We start from the raw sequence: 20,579 nt of genomic DNA, 5'->3' as shown, positions 1-20,579 counted from the left end.
TTCCACCATTGACCCTGTGGGGCATGGATTCGGTCGGCGTCACCGGAGCGTTATCCTGGGACGATCATGCCCAACACAGGTCAGACGCCGGTCTACCTCGACAATGCCGCGTCCACCGCGATGCTCCCCGAGGCGGTCGAGGCGATGACGCAACTGCTGGGTGAGGCGGGTAACGCCGCGTCGCTGCACGGATCTGGTCGGCGAGTCCGCCGCCATCTGGAAGAGGCGCGCGAGAGCATCGCCGCAGCCCTGTCGGCTCGTCCCTCCGAGGTCATCTTCACTGCCGGTGGTACCGAGAGCGACAACCTCGCCGTCAAAGGCATCTACTGGGCCCGGCGAGCCGCCGACCCCGCTCGCACTCGGCTGGTCATCTCGGCCGTGGAGCACCACGCGGTGATCGATCCCGCGCAGTGGCTGGTCGAACACGAGGGTGCCGAACTCGTGGTCCTGCCGGTCGACTCCGACGGTCTCGTCGATCCCGCCGACCTTCGAACCGAGTTGGCCGATCACGGCGAGCGCACCGCGCTGGTGTCCATCATGTGGGCCAACAACGAGGTGGGCGCGATCCAGCCGATCGCCGAACTCGCCTCCATCGCAGCGCAGTTCGGGGTCCCCATGCACACCGACGGCATCCAGGTGGCAGGCAACCTCCCGGTCGACTTCGGGTCCTCGGAGCTCTCGGCGTTGAGCATCGCCGGCCACAAGTTCGGCGGTCCGCACGGCGTGGGTGCGTTGCTGCTGCGTCGCGACGTCGCGTGTGTGCCGTTGCTGCACGGCGGCGGTCACGAGCGTGACGTCCGCTCGGGCACCCCGGATGCGGCCGCGGCCGCGGGAATGGCGGCTGCTCTTCGGGTCTCGGTGAGTCGGCTCGACTCGACGGTCGGGTGGGTGACCGGATTACGGGACCGGCTGCTGGACACGTTGTCGCGGATCGATGGATGTGTCGTCAACGGTCCCAGGGATTCTCGGCGGCTGCCCGGCAACGCACACGTGTCCTTTCCCGGCTGCGAGGGTGATTCGCTGTTGATGCTGCTCGACGCCCACGGCATCGAGTGCTCGACCGGGTCGGCCTGTACCGCAGGTGTCGCTCGCGCCAGTCACGTGCTGCTGGCGATGGGGATGTCGACGGCGGACGCGCGTAGCAGTCTGCGGTTCAGCCTTTCGCCGACGACCACCGCAGCCGACATCGACCGAGTAGCGCAGGTGATCGGCGAGGTGGTCGACCGGGCGCGCAGTGCCGGCATGGCCTCGGTCGCGGTGGGTGAGCGCTGATGCGGGTGTTGGCGGCGATGAGCGGGGGGGTGGACTCGGCCGTGGCGGCCGCACGTGCCGTCGACGCCGGGCATGATGTGGTCGGAGTCCACCTCGCCCTGTCGACGGCACCCGGGGCGTTGCGCACCGGTAGCCGTGGCTGCTGTTCCAAAGAGGACGCCGCTGACGCGCGCCGGGCGGCCGACGTACTCGGGATCCCCTTCTACGTCTGGGATTTCGCCGAACGATTCCGCGAAGACGTGATCGACGAGTTTGTCGCGTCCTATGCCGCCGGCGACACCCCCAACCCGTGTCTCACCTGCAACGAGAAGATCAAGTTCTCCGCCCTGGCCGATCGGGCCACGGCGCTGGGGTTCGACGCGGTGGCCACCGGGCACTACGCCCGGCTGTCCGAGGGTCGGCTGCGTCGCGCGGTGGACACCGACAAGGACCAGTCCTACGTGTTGGCGGTGCTCACCGCCGGGCAGTTGTCGAAAGCCATGTTCCCCGTGGGTGACACACCGAAGGCGCAGATCCGTGCCGAGGCGGCACGCCGTGGACTGAGCGTCGCCGACAAACCCGACTCCCACGACATCTGCTTCATCCCGTCCGGGGACACCCGAGCATTCCTCGGTGCCCGGATCGGGTTGCGGCCCGGATTGGTCATCGACTCCGACGGCACCCCGCTGGCCGAACACGATGGCGTGCACGGCTTCACGATCGGACAGCGCAAGGGCCTCGGTGTGCAGGCGCCCGCCGCCGATGGCCGACCGCGCTATGTGACCGGTATCGATCCCGACTCGGCGACGGTCACCGTCGGCCCGGCGGAGGACCTGACGGTGTGGACGATCCGGACCGAGCGAGCGGTGTGGACATCTGGTCATGCGCCGCGCGAGCCGTTCGACGCCACCGTGCAGGTACGTGCCCACGGCGGGCTGGCGCCTGCGCGAGCCCAGGCTGTCGATGACGGTCGCGGCATCGAGATCGAGCTTCTCGAACCGCTCACCGGAGTGGCTCGTGGACAGGCCGCGGTGCTCTACCGCGATGACGCGGCCGAGGGCGACGAAGTGATCGCCTGCGGTCGGATCGCCGCCACGTGAACGTGCCGCCGGTGGGCGTGGCCACCGGGGTGGGGTCGATGCCCGGGGACGACCCACGTGCTGCGGTCGAGGTGATCGCCGGGGAGGTCGGTCTCATCCACCTGCCCGAGCTGCCCGGGCGCGGACTCGGTGCGGACATGATCGGTCGCGCGTGCGCTGTCCTGGCCGACATGCCGATGGAGGTGGCCACCACCGGCTACCGGCTTTCGGCGCGGCCGTCGGCGATGAGCCGACGCGCCCGTGATCTGTTGCGCACAGATGTCGATGCGCTGGAGGAGATCTGGGAGACCGGTGGGCACGGGGGCCCAGACGCGTGGGTGAAAACGCAGGTGTGCGGCCCGTTCACGTTGGCGGCTTCGGTGGAGACCTCTGCCGGCCACAAGGCGGTCCGTGACCGCGGTGCCTGGGCCGACCTGGTGGACTCGCTCGCCGAGGGTGTCGCCGTACACGCCGCCGAACTCCAACGGCGCCTGGGGGTCCCGGTGCTGGTGCAGATCGACGAGCCGCTGCTGGACCGGGTGATCGACGGTGCGGTCAAGCCGCTGTCGCGGTTCGACGTGATCGACCCGATCCCGGCTGCGACCATCGCCGAACATTACGACCGGCTCATCGACGTGGTCGGTCGACCGGTGTTGCTGCATCTGTGCAGCGACACCATCCCGTGGACGGTGGCGGCCCAGAGCTCGGTGTGGGGAGTGGCCTTCGACCTCGCGCAGGTCGGTCGGGCCGACCTGGACGGGATCGGTGAACTCCTCGACCGCGCCACGGTCCTCGCAGTGGGGGCGGTGCCCGCGACCGAACCGGGTCCCGAGGTGACCGCCGAGGCGGTCGCAGCACAGATCGTGCGCATGGTCGACACCATCGGACTCGACCGCCGCGTGCTCAGCGACTCGATGCTCGTCACGCCGACCTGCGGTCTGGCCCAGGCATCCACGTCGTGGTCGCGCACCGCACTGGCGATCGCCACCGCTGTTGCGACCGAGTTACCGCGGATGTGAATTCGCCCTGTCGGCGGTCATCAGCTGCGGATGGTGACCAGGGTGCCGACGGTGGCCCAGCGGTAGAGGACGCCCATCGCCTGCGCGGGCACGTGCACGCATCCACGCGAGCCGGCGGTCTTGTACATCGCGGTGCCGTAGGCGAAGCGCTGCCACGGCGAGTCGTGGAAACCGAAGTCCCCGAAGAACGGCATCCAGAAGTGCACGAACACCCGGTAGTCCGGGCCGGTGAGGAAGCGGTCTGTCTCGCGGGCCACGATGCGCCAGCTGCCGGTGGGAGTGCGGTTCTTGGGGGTGTCGATACCTGTGGTGACCGGGCTGTCGCCGAAGAGTTCAGGACCCTGACACATCCACATCGTCTGCTGGGAGATGCTGACGACCACAGCGCGCGGTTCCCGGTTCGAGGCACACATCGCGCGCGCTGACGGCGGCAGACCGGGTGCCGCGACGGGCGCTTTCGGGGTGCCTGCCACCCCGGAGGTGACCGCGGCCGGGACCGCGGCCTGAGTGCGCCGGCTCGAACCGGTGCCCTGGTCGGAGAACACCAGCCCGACCACCAACACCGCCGTGACCGCTGTGGCCAGCGGCACCACGAGGGCCGCCCACCAGTAGTCGCGGATGAAGCCGGGCATGCCACCAGGATGTCACAGCTCGGTGGAGTTTCCGATCCTCGTCCACATGCGTGATCACCGCGTCTTGTCGATGGCAGGTCCCTGGTCGTCGAGTAGTCGGATGAGGCGCGCGGTCGCGGTCTGCCGGAAGCTGGCGTCGATCAGCTCGGCGATCTCGGTCCAGTCGACGCTCCCGGACAGGTCGATGCCCAGCCAGCCGGACGGACCCAGATAGGCCGGCACGAATGTCCTTGGATCTTGTTCGAGCGCAGTTCGCTCACTCGGGTCGGGGACGATCAGGACCGACTGGCCGTGCCGGTGCCCGGCGCGCGGCTCACCGGCACGAACCGACCCGCCGTAGTAGGCGAACACCTTGCTGCTGCGGAACGTCGGTTGCCCGTGCGCGACCTTCTCGATCGCCTCCGGCAGCGCCAAGGCGATCTCGCGGACCCGGCTCAGCACCGGGTCGGTGGGGTCGAACATCAACGGATGAGGCATCGGCCCACCTTCTCTCGCGGCGGGCGGCGAGGTCGTCGTCGTGGCTGCCCCGTCACACCGCTGCACTAGCCTCTCGGAGGTGGACGACTCTACCGAGAACCAGGTGCGTGCGCAGTGGGCGGAGCTGGCCGACGAGGTACGCGAGCATCAGTTCCGCTACTACGTCAAAGATGCCCCCGTCATCACCGACGGCGAGTTCGATGCCCTGCTCAAGCGTCTGCAACAACTCGAGGCCGATCACCCCGAGTTGGCCACCCCGGACTCGCCCACGGCGTTGGTCGGCGGTGGGTTCGAGACCGGCTTCGCCTCGGTCGACCACCTGGAGCGAATGATGTCGTTGGACAACGTCTTCGACGCCGACGAGATGCGTGCCTGGGTGGATCGGGTGGAGGCCGACGCGGGTGTGGGCCTGGAGTACCTGTGCGAGTTGAAAATCGACGGGGTGGCCCTGAGCCTCGTCTACGAGGACGGGGTGCTGGTACGCGGCGCCACCCGCGGCGACGGTCGAACCGGTGAGGACGTCACCCTCAACGCGATGACCATCGACGACATCCCCCGCAGGCTCACGGCGTCGCCGGATCACCCGATGCCCGCGCTGCTGGAGGTGCGTGGCGAGGTGTTCTTCCGGGTGGAAGACTTCGCGGCCCTCAACGCCTCATTGGTGCAGGCGGGCAAGGCGCCGTTTGCCAATCCGCGTAACTCGGCGGCTGGATCGTTGCGCCAGAAGAACCCGCAGATCACCGCCCAGCGCCGGCTCGGGATGATCTGTCACGGCATCGGGCGGATAGAGGGATGGTCGCCGGAGTCGCTGCACGATGCCTACCTCGCGCTGGGTGCCTGGGGTCTACCGGTGTCGCAGCACACGATGAAACTGGCCGGGGCGCAGGCGATCCTGGATCGCATCGCCTACTGGGGCGAACACCGCCACGACGTGGAACACGAGATCGACGGCATCGTGGTCAAGGTCGACGCCACCGCGCTACAGCGTCGGCTGGGTTCGACCTCGCGGGCGCCGCGCTGGGCAATCGCCTACAAATACCCGCCCGAGGAGGCCACCACCACGTTGCTCGACATCCGGGTGGGCGTGGGCCGCACCGGCCGGGTCACCCCGTTCGCGTTCATGAAACCCGTTGTGGTGGCCGGGTCCGAGGTGTCGCGAGCCACGTTGCACAACGCCTCGGAAGTGGTGCGCAAGGGTGTGTTGATCGGCGACACCGTCACCATCCGCAAGGCAGGCGACGTGATCCCCGAGGTGCTCGGGCCGGTGGTCGATCTGCGTGACGGTACCGAGCGTGCCTTTGTGATGCCCACCCACTGCCCCGAATGCGGTACCGAACTCGCTCCGGAAAAAGAGGGTGACGCCGACATCCGTTGCCCCAACCGGCGTTCGTGTCCGGCGCAGTTGCGCGAACGGTTGTTCCATCTGGCTGGTCGGGGAGCGTTCGACATCGAGGCGTTGGGGTACGAGGCGGCGAGCGCCCTGCTGTCATCCGGCGTCATCGAGAACGAGGGAGACCTGTTCGCCCTCACCGCCGATGACCTCGAGCGGGTCGAGCTGTTCACGACCAAATCGGGCTCGCTCTCGGCCAACGGCAAGCGCTTGCTGGCCAATCTGGCCAAGGCCAAGGAGGTACCGCTGTGGCGGGTGCTGGTGGCACTGTCGATCCGTCACGTCGGGCCGTCGGCGGCGCGTTCGATGGCCACCGAGTTCGGCACCCTGGACGCCATCATGGATGCCGACGCACAGCGCTTGGCCCAGACCGAGGGTCTGGGAGAGACGTTGGCGGCCAGCGTGATCGACTGGTTTGCCGTCGACTGGCACCGCGAGATCGTCGACAAGTGGCGGGCCGCGGGTGTCCGCATGGCCGACGAACGTGACGACTCCATCCCCCGCACCCTGGAGGGGCTGAGCATCGTGGTCACCGGGTCGTTGCAGGACTTCTCCCGCGACGGCGCGAAGGAAGCCATCCTGGCGCGCGGCGGCAAGGCGTCGGGCTCGGTGTCGAAGAAGACCAGTTTCGTGGTGGTGGGCGACGCGCCGGGCACCAAGGCCGACAAGGCGCAGCAGCTCGGGGTTCGAATCCTCGACGAGGACGGCTTCAAGGCGCTGCTGAGAGACGGTCCACCCCCGGCTGGTGACTCCGAGGGGACAGCCGGCTCCGACGACGAATCGGTAGACGAGCCGTGATCGCACCGCCCTGGGGGTGCGGCGGCGGTCAGGGCAGGCCGAGCACAGTGGTGACGATGCGGGCGAGGTAGCCGACGCGGTCGATCTCCGACGGCCGGAAGTCGGGTCCCCCCGATCGCCCGAGCAGCAGGGCCCGGCTCGGTGATCCGATGGGTGCGGCGGCCATCCGGGTGTCGGTGTCGCGCCAGAAGCCCGGCACCCACGAGGCGTCGGCGTCGAGTTCGGCCGCCGCGGCGATCGGCAGCCAGTCCACCGCAGTCAGTTGCGTCTCGGGTGCACCGGAGCTGCCGAAGAGTTGCATCACCTCACCGCCTCCCTGGGTGATCACCGTCGCCCACGACACCCGAAGCACCCGCGGAGCGTGGTCGACCAAGACCTGCAGTCGATCGCCGGGGGCGGCCGTGGCGATCAGGTCGACGAGTTCGAGTTCGCGGTGGGTCTCCAGCATCCCGATGTAGGGCCTGATCGAGTCGACGCGGACCCCGTCGACGTTCTCGGCGGCGGTGATCAGCGTGTCGGGCAGCGACCCCCGCGGCACGTCGACCACGATGTCGTCGACGGCATACCCCTCGCCGCGCTCGACCACATCGAGGGCCAGGATGTCGGCGCCCACCGACCCGAGCGACACCGCGAGCAGACCGAGACTCCCCGGTCGGTCGGCCAGATACACCCGCAACAGATAGGACACGCGCGGAATTGTCCCACCTGCGCCGATCGACTGCGCTGCGGGCGGGGGTCGGCGGCGCAGGCCGCGGCAACAGTGCCGGCGCCGACGGCGTCGGTGCGGTCGGTGGTGGCCGCCGGTCAACGCACTAGGCTTGACCGAGTCGCCGAGCGGCTCCATCCCGAGCGCTGCCGGTCCGACATCGCCGTACGTCTGCGTGCGACGGAACAACACCTGCAGGAGGAACCACCGGTGTCTGCCATCTCCCGGGACGAGGTCGCCCATCTGGCGCGGCTCTCGCGCCTGGCCCTGACCGACGACGAGCTCGATCAGTACGCCGGGCAGATCGACTCGATCCTGACCCACGTGGCCTCGATCGCCGAGGTGGACACCACGGGAGTGGCCTCGACCGCCCATCCGGCGGGGCTGTCCAACGTGCTGCGTCCCGATGCGATCGTGCCCGGGCTCACCCCGTCTGAGGCACTCTCGGGTGCGCCCTCGGTGGAACAGGACCGTTTCGCCGTCCCGCAGATCCTGGGGGAGGACCAGTGACCGCCCTACGCCCGGCCGGACCCATCACCGGGTTGTCGGCGGCCGAGCTCGCGACCAAGATCCATGCGCGCGAGCTCTCCTCGGTGGAGGTCACCCAGGCCCACCTCGATCAGATCGAGTCGATCGACTCCGACCTGGGCGCCTTTTTGCACGTCAACGGGTCGGCGGCGCTGGCTGCGGCCCACGAGGTCGATGCCGCACTGGCGGCCGGAGATGCTCCGGCGTCGGCGTTGGCGGGAGTCCCGTTGGCGCTCAAGGACGTGTTCACCACCACCGATGCGCCGACCACCTGCGGCTCCAAGATCCTGCAGGGGTGGGTACCGCCCTACGACGCCACCCTCACGACCCGGTTGCGGGCAGCTGGGATCCCGATCCTGGGCAAGACCAACATGGACGAGTTCGCGATGGGCAGTTCCACCGAGAACTCGGCCTACCAGATCACCCGAAACCCGTGGGACACCAGCAGGATCCCCGGTGGTTCCGGTGGCGGCAGTGCCGCGGCGCTGGCCTCATATCAGGCCCCGCTGGCCATCGGCACCGACACCGGCGGATCGGTGCGGCAACCCGCGGCGGTCACCGCCACCGTCGGCGTGAAGCCCACCTACGGCACCGTGTCGCGCTACGGACTGGTGGCCTGCGCGTCGTCGCTGGATCAGGGCGGGCCCTGTGCGCGAACGGTTCTCGACACCGCGCTGCTGCACGAGGTGATCGCCGGGCACGACCCGCGTGACTCCACATCCATCGATGCCCCGGTTCCCGACGTGGTCGGTGCGGCCCGCGCCGGAGCCGCCGGCGACCTGACCGGGGTGCGTGTGGGCATCGTCACCGAGTTGCAGGGCGATGGCTATCAGGCCGGGGTCCTCGAATCGTTCACCGCCGCAGTGGAGGTGCTGCGGGCGCGCGGCGCCGAGATCGTCGAGGTGTCGTGCCCGCACTTCACCTACGCTTTGGGCGCCTACTACCTCATCCTGCCGTCGGAGGTGTCGAGCAACCTCGCGCGTTTCGACGCGATGCGCTACGGACTACGCGTCGGCGACGACGGCACCCGTTCGGCCGAAGAGGTCATGGCGTTGACCCGAGCCCAGGGCTTCGGTCCAGAGGTCAAGCGCCGCATCATGATCGGCACCTACGCCCTGTCTTCGGGTTACTACGATCAGTACTACGGTCAGGCGCTCAAGGTGCGCACCCTGATCGCAGGCGACTTCGCGTCGGCCTTCGGCAGCGTCGACGTACTGGTCTCCCCGACCACCCCCACCACGGCGTTCCCGATCGGGGAGAAGGTGGATGATCCGCTGGCGATGTACCTCTTCGACCTGTGCACGCTGCCGGTGAACCTGGCCGGCAACTGCGCCATGTCGGTGCCGTCGGGGTTGTCCTCTGACGACGGTCTGCCGGTGGGGCTGCAGATCATGGCGCCGGCGCTGGCCGACGATCGCCTCTATCGGGTGGGCGCTGCGTACGAGGCCGCCCGCGGTCCGATCGCGGCGAACTGAGAAGAGACGGTCGCACTCGCGGCGTCGGTTCCCTAGTCTTGGGGCCGACGGTCAGCGTTGACCCGCAGGGTGTTCGTGCGGCGAGAGGAATGGCAACGTGACCAGGATCGGCATCCTCACCTCGGGCGGTGACTGTCCCGGCCTGAACGCGGTGATCAGAGGCGCGGTGCTCAAGGGAGAGACCGTGCACGGTCAGGATTTCGTGGGATTCCTCGACGGGTGGCGAGGCCTCGTGGACGGTGACGTGATGGCCCTGGACCGCAGTTCGGTGCGTGGCCTGTCCCATCAGGGCGGCACCATCCTGGGGACCAGCCGGGTGGGGCCCTACTGCGAGCGTGGCGGACCCGAGGTGATCCGGGGGCGGATGGCCGAACTGGGGGTCGACGCCATCATCGCCATCGGCGGCGAGGGAACCGCATCAGCGTCGAAACGACTGTTCGCCGACGGGATCGACATCGTCGGGGTGCCCAAGACCATCGACAACGATCTCGACGCCACCGACTACACCTTCGGATTCGACACCGCCGTGGAGATCGCGACCGAGGCCATCGACCGGCTCCGGACCACCGGCAACTCTCACAAGCGCTGCATGGTGCTCGAGGTGATGGGACGCCACGCGGGCTGGATTGCGCTGCACTCCGGGATCGCCGGGGGAGCGCACGCCATCCTCATCCCTGAGCAACCCGAGACCATCGAGCAGATCTGCGAATGGGTCAGCAGCGTCCGAGACCGCGGACGGTCACCGATGGTGGTCGTCGCTGAGGGATTCACCCTGCCGCACATGGATTCTGCGCATTCGACCAAGGGGCTCGACGGGTTCAACCGTCCCCGCCTCGGTGGGATAGCAGAGGTGCTGGCCCCCGAGATCGAGGCCCGGACCGGTGTGGAGACCCGCGCCACCGTGCTCGGACACATCCAGCGCGGCGGTTCCCCGACCGGCTTCGATCGGGTGCTCGCGACGCGGCTGGGGATGGCGGCCACCGACGTGGTGGCCGACGCCGAGTGGGGACACATGGTGGCGTTGCGCGGCACCGACATCGTGCGCGTCGGGTTCGACGATGCGTTGGCCAACCACAAGACGGTGCCCGACGCCCAGTATCAGGAGGTCCGGGTCATCTTCGGGTGAGGGTGCGCGCGTTGCTGTCTCAGCCGACGTTCGGTGACTTCGGGTCGGGGGTGTAGGACAGCGGGGTGACCGTTCCCAAAGCCGTGAGGAACGTGGAGTCCTTCGGGGAGCCGACGCCGGTGGCGGTGTCGTAGCCGCGAACCGACTGCAGGCTCTGCAGCGGTGACTCCAACAAGCGGACGCTGTATCCGCGGCCACCCGTGGCCGACTCGCTGTCGGTGAAGTTCACCCGGAACACCGCAGGAGTGGAGCCGAACTCGGCGGCGCTGTTCAGGTCGGCCTCGTCCACGTCGTAGATCGTCGACGACGCCTGCCGGTAGGCAGCGTAGATCCGCGGGTTCAGGAATCCCAGATCCTTGCCTGCCTTCTGGTTCGCCACCGCGGCCATGCCCGCCATCAGCGGCGCAGCCAAGGATGTGCCACCGATGCGGTACTCGTCGTAATAGGTTCCGTCGGTGAACTTCTGGGTCTGCCCGACCAGTAATCCGGTGTTGGGATCAGCGAGTGCCGCGATGTCGGGCAGCGAACGTCCGCTGGTGCCCGGCGCACCGGAGGTGCCGTCCTTGGCCGAGTCGGTGATGCCTTTCTGATAGCTCGGTTGCGGGAAGACTGTGCTGATCCCACCTCCGCCGCCGCCACCGAAGACCGCTGGAGCCGAATCGATGCTGCCGGTGAAGGTGTAGGTGGTCGCGGCCGGTACCGACGTGTCGGCGGGCAGCGGTGTGAGGGTGCCGGTTGCGCTCACCCGGCCGGTCTGCCAGCCCACCTCGAACGCCCGAGTCCAGCCCGGCTGGTTCACCGGGTTGGCGGGGTCGTCGATGCCATAGGGCCCGCCCTTGGCCGCCGAGGAGAGGGCGGGGATCGACGCCGGGGCGCCGGCCGTGGTGAACACCGACCCGCCCGCACCCTTCACGATGGCCGCCGACGTGCCGCCAACCGCGGTGATGTTGGGGATGTTGGCGTAGAAGTCCACCGAGGTCTTGTTCAGGGTGCCCACCTCGTCGCCGTCGTCGCCGGTGGAGACGAAGACACCGATGCCGGTCGCCACTGCCTCGATGAAGATGTTGTTGAGGCTGTTGACGAATCCCTGCGGCACCGACTCGCCGCTGAAGCCGTAGGAGATGGAGATGATCGGCGCGAGGTGCTTGTCCACGATCGCCTTGACGCTGCGATCGAAGTCCTGGCGTGCGTTCGACGAGGCCACGTAGAGCAGCTTTGCTGCCGGTGCCGTCGTGTGGATGGCTTCGGCGTCGAGGGTCTGCTCCCCGAAGAACGCGCTCGGGTCGTTCTTGGGAGTCGTGGGGTGCTGGTAGACGCCCGGCGGCACGATCTGCTGGATCTGCGGGTCGGGCAGATTGTGCAGGCGGGAGTACTGGGTGAGATCGGCGGCGATGGTAGGGCTGGCGTTGGCTCCGACGAACGCGACCGTCTGACCCGCACCGGTGTCGGCGGTACCGAGTCCGTACAGGCCGCGCACCTGCGCAGGGGTGTAACCACACGGGGCGAGTGGCTTGGTGGTGCTCCCGCCGACGGCGGTGGGCAGGGTGACCGTCTTCTCGCCCCAGTAGGTCGAACACGGTGTGCCGGCTCGGAATCCGACGCTGGGGTCAGCGACCTTGGCCGGGCTCGTTCCCGATGGGGGCTCGGTGTCGGTACCGGCGGCAGGGTCCACCTCGCTGCCGTCGTCGAGACCGACGACCGCGCTCACGGTGCCTGCGAGCGCTGCGGGCACGCTGGGAGCTGACACGGCGGCACGTAGAACACGACCGAACGCCGTGTAGGTGGCGAAGGTGGTGTGGAAGGCCCGGGTGGCCGCTGCGGCGCTGCCTTCCACGGCGACGTACTGCCGGTCGGCGGGAACGTCGACGACGCGTAAACCGGCTCCGCGCAACCACTTCTGCACCGCGGCCACCGACTCGGAGGTCGGCGAGAACGCTGATCGGAACTGCGCGGGGCTCAGGTGGCGGCCGTAGGCCGAGGTACCGGGGGTGCTCACGGCCCGCGAGATCCGGGCCAGCTCGGTGCGGTTGCGCCACGGCAGGTACACGCGAGCGTGGACGGGCTCGGTGCCCGCCAGGTGCGAGCGCAGGGCACGTGGTGTCGCCCAGCCGGGCTGACTGTCGGCCAAGATGCTGCGGCCAGGAGCCGCGGTGGCGGTGGCGGGCAGCGCGAACGCCGCAACGCTGCAGCCGACCGCGATCGCGGCGACAGCACGTGAGGTGAATGTCATGGGCAGATGTGTTCTCTCGTCCTGGTGGACCCACCGAGTCCATGGTGGGTGACGACCAGTTGACCACAGGAATCGTTCACTCGGGCAAGTAACTACCATTTGTCGCTTTCAGGCGAAATCCACCTGTTCCCCTCGAGCCGTCTGCCGCTGAGCAGCTGCGGTCTTCAGTCCGGGATCGCCGACCCCGCCGATGGTGACCGAGGAACTGACGTGGGCGGTGACCGGCATAAACTGATCCGCATGACTTCCGCCACCGCCTCGTTGCTCGACTACGACGACGTCATCGCCGCCTTCGACCCCGTAATGGGTATGGAGGTGCACGTCGAGTTGGGCACGGCCACCAAGATGTTCTGCGGATGCCCCACCGCGTTCGGGGCCGAGCCCAACACGCAGGTGTGCCCGGTGTGCATCGGGCTGCCTGGGGCGTTGCCGGTGGCCAACGCCGCAGCCATCGAGTCCGCGGTTCGGATCGGGTTGGCGCTCAACTGCTCGATCCGCGCGTCGAGCCAGTTCGCCCGCAAGAACTACTTCTATCCCGATCAGCCCAAGAACTACCAGATCTCTCAGTACGACGATCCGATCGCCTACGACGGGTACATCGACGTGCCGCTCACCGACGGGACCACCTGGCGCGTGGAGATCGAGCGCGCCCACATGGAGGAGGACACCGGCAAGTCGCTGCACATCGGCGGAACCGGACGTATCCACGGAGCCAGCCACTCGTTGCTGGACTACAACCGCGCCGGAGTTCCCTTGGTGGAGATCGTGACCCGGCCCATCACCGGGACCGGCGAACGTGCCCCCGAGATCGCCCGCGCGCTGGTCGGTGCGCTGCGCGACCTGGTGAAGTCTTTGGGTGTGTCGGACGCACGGATGGATCAGGGGTCGTTGCGGTGTGATGCCAACGTGTCGCTGATGGCCAGGGGCGCAACCGAATTCGGCACCCGCACCGAGACCAAGAACGTCAACTCGCTCAAGAGCGTGGAGATCGCAGTGCGATACGAGATGTGTCGGCAGGCGGCGATTCTGCAGGCGGGTGGCGAGATCACCCAGGAGACAAGGCATTTCCAGGAGGCCGACGGCACCACCTCGGCCGGTCGCCGCAAGGAGACCTCCGATGACTACCGGTACTTCCCGGAGCCCGATCTCGCTCCCGTGCAACCGGACCCGGCGTGGGTTGAGCAGCTGCGCGCCACCCTGCCCGAGCTGCCGTGGCTGCGGCGCGCGCGCATCCAGACCGAGTGGGGGGTCTCCGACGAGGTGATGCGCGACCTGATCAACGTCGGCGCCGTCGACCTGATCATCGCCACCGCCGACGCCGGCGCACCGCCCGAGGCGGCTCGCAGCTGGTGGGTGAGCTTCCTTGCCCAGCAGGCCAACTCGCGTTCGGTGGAACTCCCGGAGCTGGCCATCAGGCCGGCTCAGGTGGCTACCCTCATCGGCCTGGTCGAGGCGGGCACGCTGACCACCAAGCTGGCCCAGCAGGTCGCGTTGGCCGTTATCGACGGGGAGGGCGAACCCGAGCAGATCGTCGCCGACCGCGCCCTGGAGGTGGTTCGTGATGACTCTGCGCTGCAGGCCGCGGTGGATCAGGCACTCGCCGCCAACCCCGACATCGCCGAGAAGATCCGCTCGGGCAAGGTGGCTGCCGCCGGCAAGATCGTCGGCGACGTGATGAAAGCCACCCGGGGACAGGCAGATCCGGCCCGAGTAAAAGAACTCGTCCTCGCCGCCTGCAGCTTACACCACCGTTCCTGACCCCAACGGTTCTCGCTCCACCCTGTGCCGTGCGCTCCTGGTGTACCCGGAGCGCGAGTCACGAGGGGAGCGTGAACCGGGGCCGGGTCACACAGGGCGGGTGAACCGCAGGCCCAGCGCGATGGCGCTCGATCAGACGTTGCTCTGCGACTGGGTGGGCGGGATGAAGCGGAACACGCGCTCGTCGGTGGGCCCGGGTCGGCCACCGTCCTTGTTGACGGTGCCGATCTGGAACACCCCAGAGGGCAACGCCGCCATCCGCCCCAGAGCCCCGTAGCGTTTCTCCAGTGCCACAACAGGTTTGGTGACCGTCGGCTTCTCTCGGGTGGGTTCGCTGAGCAATTCGACATGTTGGGTCCGCGCGGTGGTCACGGCCACGGTGTCACCCACCGCGGCGCACCCGGAGATCTGCGGCTTGTCCGGCCACGTCCACAACGGCCGCAGGGTGCCGCTGGTGTCGATCACCTGTAGTCGGTCCTCGGTGGGGGCTCGATCGGTGAGGTAAAGACGCCCGGTGGTGACGTTGCTGCAGATGGTGGCATTGGTGCCGAGTCCCGACGCCACGATCTTGGGTCGGGTGGAGTTGCCCGAGGTGAGGTCGGTGATCGAGAGCAGTTTGCCGGCCAGCGACGCCGGATCGGCTGCGGCGGCGGGGTTCCCGGCGTCACCGGTGGCCACCAGCAACTCGTCGGGAGACCGGAACCGGAGGGAACCCACGTTCCCGGTGGGGCCCTTGGGAATGCCGACGAGGATCGGTTTGGGCGCATCGCCCGGCGCCACGCGCACCACCCGGTTGTCGGTGGGCGTGGAGATGTAGGCGTAGAACAGCCGATCCTCTTGGTAGGCAGGAGACGGTGCGAAATCCATCAGACCACCGTCGCCACCAGCATCGACCGGGATGGTGGCCAGTATGGTCTTGGGCCCGTTGCGGCGGGTGGCGATGATGTTGCCGGTGCGACGCTCGGACACCACCGTCGCGGTGCCCTGCGGGTCCTGGCCAGGCAGCACCGCAGAGGTGCTGTCGAGGCAGGTCGCGATGACCGCCGGGTCGGGATCCACACAGGGGCCGGTCGGCTGGGGTCCGTCGGGCGTCTCGCTGGGAATCGACGGCGCCGGCGGTGAGGGTAGGACTGCGGTCTTGTCGTCGGGGGAGAACTCACCTGCCGACCGGCTGCGGTCGGTGGCGCTGAAGTCGGCACACCCGGCGAGCAGGCAGCTGGAGGCCACCACAGCGATGGTGGCGGCGCGGATCCGGCGCGCGAGTGCGGACATGAACCCAGGGTAGGTGATCTCGCGTTCCGGGCCGGTTGGCGCGGGCGCGGTCGGCCCTGGCCGATGGCGGCCTGGCATATGGTGAACTGGTGAGCGAACGAGATCGCGACCGCGCGCAGGGCAGCAGTCCGTACGACGAGCCGACGGGGACCATTCGCATCCCCGCCGCCGAGGCGCGAGACGCCGGTGCTCCGGCCGATCAAGGACCATCGACCGACCCCGACGGCGTATATGGATACCAGCCGTACCGGCGTGGGGCTCGCGGTCCACGCGATGACCGCGACCCCGGAGCCATCGCCGACGGTGAGCCCGGTCATCTGACGGCCTCGGCCGGGCGCGCCAAACGCCCGCCGTACTGGGACGACGACACCGACGCCGAGACCACCGCCATCGTGGCACCGCGCGCCGGGCGAGCCGCGCCGGTCGATCGCGATGCCTTCCATCGTGAGCACAACCGGTATGCGGTGTCCGACCGTGCCGAGCAGGCAGGGCGCGATGCCGCCGGGATCGACGACGATGCGGTGACCGAGGTGTTCGACGAGGATTTCGCGGCCGCGGCATCCTCGACCACGGCACCTGACGACATCGACGAGTCGGCCACCCGCCCGGTGACCATAGACAAGCGTGGCCGCAGAGGTGCACGTAGCGCGACGGACGAGGCTGCAGTCACCCGCGCCGACGCCGCTGCCGTCCAGGCCCGGACGCGCGGTCAGCTCGAGGAAGACCTGGCGGCGGCCACGCTGGCCGCACGCCGCGGGACCACCGACCTCGGTCTGCTGCTGTTGCGCGTGGCCGTCGGGATGATCGCGATGGCGCACGGCGCGCAGAAGCTCTTCGGGTGGTGGAACGGGCCGCGTCTGAGCGGTTTTGAGGACTTCTTGACCAACCCCGCCAACACCGACATCGGGTTCCGCTCCGACGCCGCCAAGCCCTTGGCCATCGTCGGTGCCCTCTCGGAGTCGCTGGGCGGACTGATGTTGGTGCTCGGTCTGCTCACCCCCGTCGCTGGATCCGCGGTACTCGGGGTGATGATCATCGCCGCCACGTACAAGGCGACGTTGGCCGGTGGCGTGTGGTTCTTCGCCAGTGACCCCGACTTTCAGCACGCTGGTGTCGAATACGAGCTGTTCATCGCCGCGGCCGCGGCAGCGATCATCGTGGCGGGGCCAGGTCGGTGGTCGTTGGACTTCGGTCGGGGCTGGGCCCGACGGCCCGGCGTGGGTTCGGTGGCGTGCCTGGTGGTGGGAATCGCGGTGCCTGTGGCCATCTGGATCGTCTTCAACGGCACCAACCCCTTCACCTCGCCGGGTAACCCGCCGCTTCGCTAGATCGGTGATCCCGGCGGTCGAACTGGGTCGCCTCGCAGGCGGACACATGATTGGGTAGCCGAGTGAGCGTTGTGCAATTCCTCAGTTCGTACTGGTGGTTGTTGTTCGTCTTCGGTGGTTCGATCGCTGGGGGCGGTCGGGCGATCATGGCCGCCAACGACCGGCGCGAGGAGCGTCGACTCGAGCGATACCGCATCAAACACGCGGCCAAGGCCGCTGTGCTGGAGGCAGGAGCGCGCGAGTCGATGGATCGCGAGGTCCAACTGCGCACTGCGAACAGGGTTCTCGCCGAGCACGATGCGGTGGACGAGAGATGGTTCGGCTACGAGACCGACGTGGTGACGATGCTGGAGTACCCGATGATGACCGACATGCGTGAGTCGCTGACGGTGGCTTTTCATCGAGCCAAGCGTGAGGCCGACGCGATCAGACCCGACACCGCCGAGGAGTTGGTCGGTCGGGAGGGCGCATTGACGGCCTACCGGTCAGCGGTGCACGACTATGCCATCGCCTTCGACGCGGCGGAATCGGAGGCCCGCCGTCGCAAGCGCGGCGACTTCAGTGAGACCGAACGGGATCGGCTGGTGCGGGCCCAGTCGCTGCTGCGGGTGGCGCTGGACTCGGCGGGCACTCCCGCCGAGCGGCAGACGGCATACCGCAAGGCACGCGCCGAACTCGACGGGTTGGTGTCGCTGCCCGCAGCGTCCTACGCCGACGTCGAACGCAAGGTCGCGGGCGAGCTCGAGGCCTGAGCCGAGGCTGCGCGGGCTCTACTCGCCACGGAACGTGGGCGCTCGCTTCTCGAACACCGCCGCGATCCCCTCGACGAGATCCTTCGACGGCAGGAAGGCCGCGTTCCAGGCGGACACGTACTTGAGCCCGTCGGCCACCACCGCGGCCCGCTCACGGTCGAGGACGTCTTTGACACCTTGGACCACCAACGGCGGGTTGGCGGCGATCTCCTGCGCGGTGGCGTGTGCGGTGGCCAGCGGATCAGTCACCACGTCGTTGACCAGGTTGATCGCCGCGGCACGCTCGGCGTCGATGTCCTTGCCGGTGTAGGCGAGCTCGCGCAGATGTCCCTCACCGATGATCGGAGGCAGCCGTTGCAGTGACCCGATGTCGGCGACGATGCCGATCTTCGCCTCGCGCACACTGAATTTCGCATCGGGTGCGGCGTAGCGGATGTCGGCGGCGGCGATGAGGTCCACCCCGCCACCGACGCACCAGCCCTGGACGGCAGCGATCACCGGCACTCGACTCTCGGCCACGGCGGTCACTGCCGCCTGCATCGACTTCACCAGCGAATGAAACCGCGAGCGTGGCCCGGCCAGCGCCTGCTCTGTCATCAACGGTGTGAACTCGCCGCCCATCTCGGCCAGGTCGAGGCCGAACGAGAAGTTCGTGCCCGATCCTGCCAACACCACCGCGCGGACCTGCGGGTCGTCGTCGAGTTCGGCGAACACCTGTGGCAGCTCGGTCCAGAAGGCGCGACCCATGACGTTGCCCTTGCCGGGCCCGATCAACGTCACTCGCGCGACGTGGTCGGTGAGCGAGACGGTGAATGCAGTCCAATCGGTCATGACGCTGAGCCTAGCGGTGGCTAACGACGGCTCAGCGAACGTGCCGTACCGCGCCCTTGTCGGCAGACGTGGCCATGGACGCATACGCCCGCAGCGCGGTGCTGACGCGTCGTTCCCGTTCGGCGGCGGGCTGCCAGGGTCGCTCGGAGGCTTCCATCTTGGCGCGCCGCCGGGCCAGCTCGTCGTCGTCGACGAGGACCTTGAGCTGGCGCGTCTTGACGTCGATGAGGACTGGGTCGCCGTCCTCGATGAGCCCGATGACGCCGCCGGCGGCCGCCTCGGGTGAGACGTGCCCGATCGACAACCCCGACGAACCACCGGAGAACCGGCCGTCGGTGACCAGCGCGCACTTCTTGCCCATCCCGGTGCCCTTCATGAAGGCAGTGGGATGCAACATCTCCTGCATCCCCGGTCCACCGGAGGGGCCCTCGTAGCGCACCACCAACACCTCGCCGGCCTGGATGGTCTTGCTCAGGATCACCTGCACGGCATCCTCCTGGCTGTCCACCACCCGCGCGGGTCCCTCGAAGTGCCACAGGTCTTCGTCGATACCTGCGGTCTTGAGCACTGCGCCGTCGGGCGCGATGTTGCCCTTGAGCACGCACAGTCCGCCTTCGACGGTGTAGGCGTGCTCCAGATCGCGGATGCAGCCGTTCTCGGCGTCGGTGTCCAGTGAGCTCCAGCGGTTGGCGGTGGAGAACGGCGTGGTGGTGCGCACCCCGCCGGGGGCCGCATGGAACAACTCGGTGGCGGCCTCGATCGCCGTGCCGCCGCGGATGTCCCAGTCGTCGAGGAAGGCCGCGAGGGTAGGGGAGTGCACGGTGGTGGCGGTGTCGTCGATCAGTCCAGCTCGACGCAACTCACCCAGGATGGCCGGGATTCCACCGGCGCGGTGCACGTCTTCCATGTGGTAGTCGGAGTTGGGCGACACCTTGGCCAGGCACGGGACCTTGCGGCTGATCTGGTCGATCACGTCGAGATCGAAGTCGGTCACCTCGCCCTCCTGGGCGGCGGCGAGGATGTGCAGCACCGTGTTCGTCGATCCGCCCATCGCGACGTCGAGCGCCATCGCGTTGCGAAACGCCGTGGCGGTGGCCACGTTGCGGGGCAGCACCGACTCGTCGTCGTCGCGGTAATACCGGGTGGCGGCGTCCACGATCACTTCGCCGGCACGAGTGAACAGGGCGCGGCGGGCCTCATGGGTGGCCAGGGTCGAGCCGTTGCCAGGTAACGCGAGACCCAGGGCCTCGGTGAGACAGTTCATCGAGTTGGCGGTGAACATGCCCGAGCACGATCCGCAGGTGGGGCACGCGGCCTCTTCGACCGCGCGCAGTGCGTCGTCGTCCACGGCGTCGTTGGCTGAGGCGGAGATGGTCGTGATCAGATCCGACGACGGATGCACCACCCCGGCCACCGCGACTGCCTTGCCTGCTTCCATCGGCCCGCCGGAGACGAACACGGTGGGCACGTTGAGGCGCATGGCGGCGTTGAGCATTCCCGGAGTGATCTTGTCGCAGTTGGAGATACACACCAGGGCGTCGGCGGTGTGCGCATTGACCATGTACTCCACCGAGTCGGCGATGATCTCGCGACTGGGCAGGGAGTAGAGCATGCCGTCGTGACCCATCGCGATGCCGTCGTCGACGGCGATGGTGTGGAACTCACGCGGCACACCGCCGGCTGCGCGCACGGCGTCGGCGACGATCTCGCCGACGTTCTTGAGGTGCACGTGCCCGGGCACGAACTGGGTGTAGGAGTTGGCAATGGCCACAATCGGTTTGCCGAAATCATCGTCGGTCATGCCGGTGGCCCGCCACAGTGAGCGGGCCCCGGATGCGTTGCGTCCGTGAGTGGTTGTGCGCGACCTCAACGGCGGCATGTCTTCACCTCGATCGATGTGGGGGCGCTCGGTGCGACGGGGCCGCCG

General features: G+C 68.4%; 17 protein-coding genes. 10 read left to right on the top strand and 7 right to left on the bottom strand.

Annotated features, from left to right (window positions below):
• The first annotated feature begins 66 nt into the window (after positions 1-66).
• The 3 genes from KIK15_RS01625 to KIK15_RS01615 are packed head-to-tail and all read left to right on the top strand — an operon-like array spanning position 67 to position 3,349.
• Positions 67-1,272 (top strand): cysteine desulfurase family protein, encoded by a 1,206-nt coding sequence (locus tag KIK15_RS01625; protein WP_214242413.1) that lies wholly within the window; start codon positions 67-69, stop codon positions 1,270-1,272.
• Positions 1,272-2,351, top strand: a complete 1,080-nt coding sequence (mnmA, locus tag KIK15_RS01620) for a tRNA 2-thiouridine(34) synthase MnmA (protein WP_214242412.1) — start codon at positions 1,272-1,274, stop codon at positions 2,349-2,351. Before KIK15_RS01625 ends, mnmA begins: the two co-directional genes overlap by 1 nt.
• A complete protein-coding gene (locus tag KIK15_RS01615) occupies positions 2,348-3,349 on the top strand; it encodes a vitamin-B12 independent methionine synthase (RefSeq protein WP_307851690.1) in 1,002 nt (333 codons plus the stop codon). The genes mnmA and KIK15_RS01615 overlap by 4 nt, the downstream gene beginning before the upstream one ends.
• Positions 3,350-3,369: 20 nt before the next feature.
• Here the strand turns inward: KIK15_RS01615 and KIK15_RS01610 are convergent, their stop codons facing one another.
• On the bottom strand, positions 3,370-3,981 hold the full coding sequence (locus KIK15_RS01610; RefSeq protein ID WP_214242411.1) for a L,D-transpeptidase: 612 nt from the start codon (positions 3,979-3,981) through the stop codon (positions 3,370-3,372).
• A 54-nt stretch (positions 3,982-4,035) separates the two neighbouring features.
• Positions 4,036-4,458: an MmcQ/YjbR family DNA-binding protein gene (locus KIK15_RS01605; RefSeq protein WP_214242410.1), complete on the bottom strand. Its 423-nt coding sequence runs from the start codon at positions 4,456-4,458 to the stop codon at positions 4,036-4,038.
• A 79-nt stretch (positions 4,459-4,537) separates the two neighbouring features.
• Between KIK15_RS01605 and ligA the strand changes: the two genes are divergently transcribed.
• Positions 4,538-6,646, top strand: coding sequence for an NAD-dependent DNA ligase LigA (gene ligA / locus KIK15_RS01600; protein ID WP_214242409.1), 2,109 nt, complete (start codon positions 4,538-4,540; stop codon positions 6,644-6,646).
• A 28-nt stretch (positions 6,647-6,674) separates the two neighbouring features.
• On the opposite strand, the gene KIK15_RS01595 is transcribed toward ligA, so the two are convergent.
• On the bottom strand, positions 6,675-7,343 hold the full coding sequence (locus tag KIK15_RS01595; RefSeq protein ID WP_214243190.1) for an amino acid-binding protein: 669 nt from the start codon (positions 7,341-7,343) through the stop codon (positions 6,675-6,677).
• Between the two features lie 219 nt (positions 7,344-7,562).
• Between KIK15_RS01595 and gatC the strand changes: the two genes are divergently transcribed.
• The 3 genes from gatC to KIK15_RS01580 all read left to right on the top strand — a co-directional run bounded on the left by gatC (position 7,563) and on the right by KIK15_RS01580 (position 10,481).
• Positions 7,563-7,862 carry an Asp-tRNA(Asn)/Glu-tRNA(Gln) amidotransferase subunit GatC gene (gene gatC / locus KIK15_RS01590; RefSeq protein ID WP_214242408.1) on the top strand — a complete coding sequence of 100 codons (300 nt, stop codon included), beginning with the start codon at positions 7,563-7,565 and terminating at the stop codon, positions 7,860-7,862.
• Positions 7,859-9,355: an Asp-tRNA(Asn)/Glu-tRNA(Gln) amidotransferase subunit GatA gene (gene gatA / locus KIK15_RS01585; protein WP_214242407.1), complete on the top strand. Its 1,497-nt coding sequence runs from the start codon at positions 7,859-7,861 to the stop codon at positions 9,353-9,355. Before gatC ends, gatA begins: the two co-directional genes overlap by 4 nt.
• Positions 9,356-9,452: 97 nt before the next feature.
• The gene (locus tag KIK15_RS01580) at positions 9,453-10,481 is read left to right on the top strand and encodes a 6-phosphofructokinase (RefSeq protein ID WP_214242406.1); all 1,029 of its coding nucleotides are present in this window, start codon (positions 9,453-9,455) and stop codon (positions 10,479-10,481) included.
• Positions 10,482-10,500: 19 nt separating this feature from the next.
• Here the strand turns inward: KIK15_RS01580 and KIK15_RS01575 are convergent, their stop codons facing one another.
• Positions 10,501-12,711, bottom strand: a complete 2,211-nt coding sequence (locus KIK15_RS01575) for a protease pro-enzyme activation domain-containing protein (RefSeq protein ID WP_214242405.1) — start codon at positions 12,709-12,711, stop codon at positions 10,501-10,503.
• Between the two features lie 240 nt (positions 12,712-12,951).
• Between KIK15_RS01575 and gatB the strand changes: the two genes are divergently transcribed.
• Complete coding sequence (gene gatB, locus KIK15_RS01570) at positions 12,952-14,469, top strand: Asp-tRNA(Asn)/Glu-tRNA(Gln) amidotransferase subunit GatB (protein WP_214242404.1); 1,518 nt, start codon at positions 12,952-12,954, stop codon at positions 14,467-14,469.
• A gap of 132 nt (positions 14,470-14,601) precedes the next feature.
• On the opposite strand, the gene KIK15_RS01565 is transcribed toward gatB, so the two are convergent.
• A complete protein-coding gene (locus KIK15_RS01565) occupies positions 14,602-15,741 on the bottom strand; it encodes a PQQ-dependent sugar dehydrogenase (RefSeq protein ID WP_214242403.1) in 1,140 nt (379 codons plus the stop codon).
• 89 nt (positions 15,742-15,830) lie between these two features.
• On the opposite strand from KIK15_RS01565, the gene KIK15_RS18675 reads away from it, so the two are divergent.
• Both KIK15_RS18675 and KIK15_RS01555 read left to right on the top strand, forming a co-directional pair.
• A complete protein-coding gene (locus KIK15_RS18675; RefSeq protein WP_307851689.1) occupies positions 15,831-17,069 on the top strand; it encodes a DoxX family protein in 1,239 nt (412 codons plus the stop codon).
• Positions 17,070-17,131: 62 nt separating this feature from the next.
• Positions 17,132-17,821 carry a hypothetical protein gene (locus KIK15_RS01555; protein ID WP_307851688.1) on the top strand — a complete coding sequence of 230 codons (690 nt, stop codon included), beginning with the start codon at positions 17,132-17,134 and terminating at the stop codon, positions 17,819-17,821.
• 18 nt (positions 17,822-17,839) lie between these two features.
• Here KIK15_RS01555 and KIK15_RS01550 read toward each other — a convergent pair whose 3' ends face one another.
• A complete protein-coding gene (locus KIK15_RS01550) occupies positions 17,840-18,652 on the bottom strand; it encodes a crotonase/enoyl-CoA hydratase family protein (protein WP_214242402.1) in 813 nt (270 codons plus the stop codon).
• A 31-nt stretch (positions 18,653-18,683) separates the two neighbouring features.
• Positions 18,684-20,531: a dihydroxy-acid dehydratase gene (gene ilvD / locus KIK15_RS01545; protein ID WP_214242401.1), complete on the bottom strand. Its 1,848-nt coding sequence runs from the start codon at positions 20,529-20,531 to the stop codon at positions 18,684-18,686.
• Between the last annotated feature and the right edge of the window lie 48 nt (positions 20,532-20,579).

Source organism: Williamsia sp. CHRR-6 (genome assembly GCF_018474015.1).
GTDB lineage: Bacteria > Actinomycetota > Actinomycetes > Mycobacteriales > Mycobacteriaceae > Williamsia_A.
Note: the sequence above shows the minus strand (reverse complement) of the source record. Positions and strands in the feature narration are given on the sequence as shown.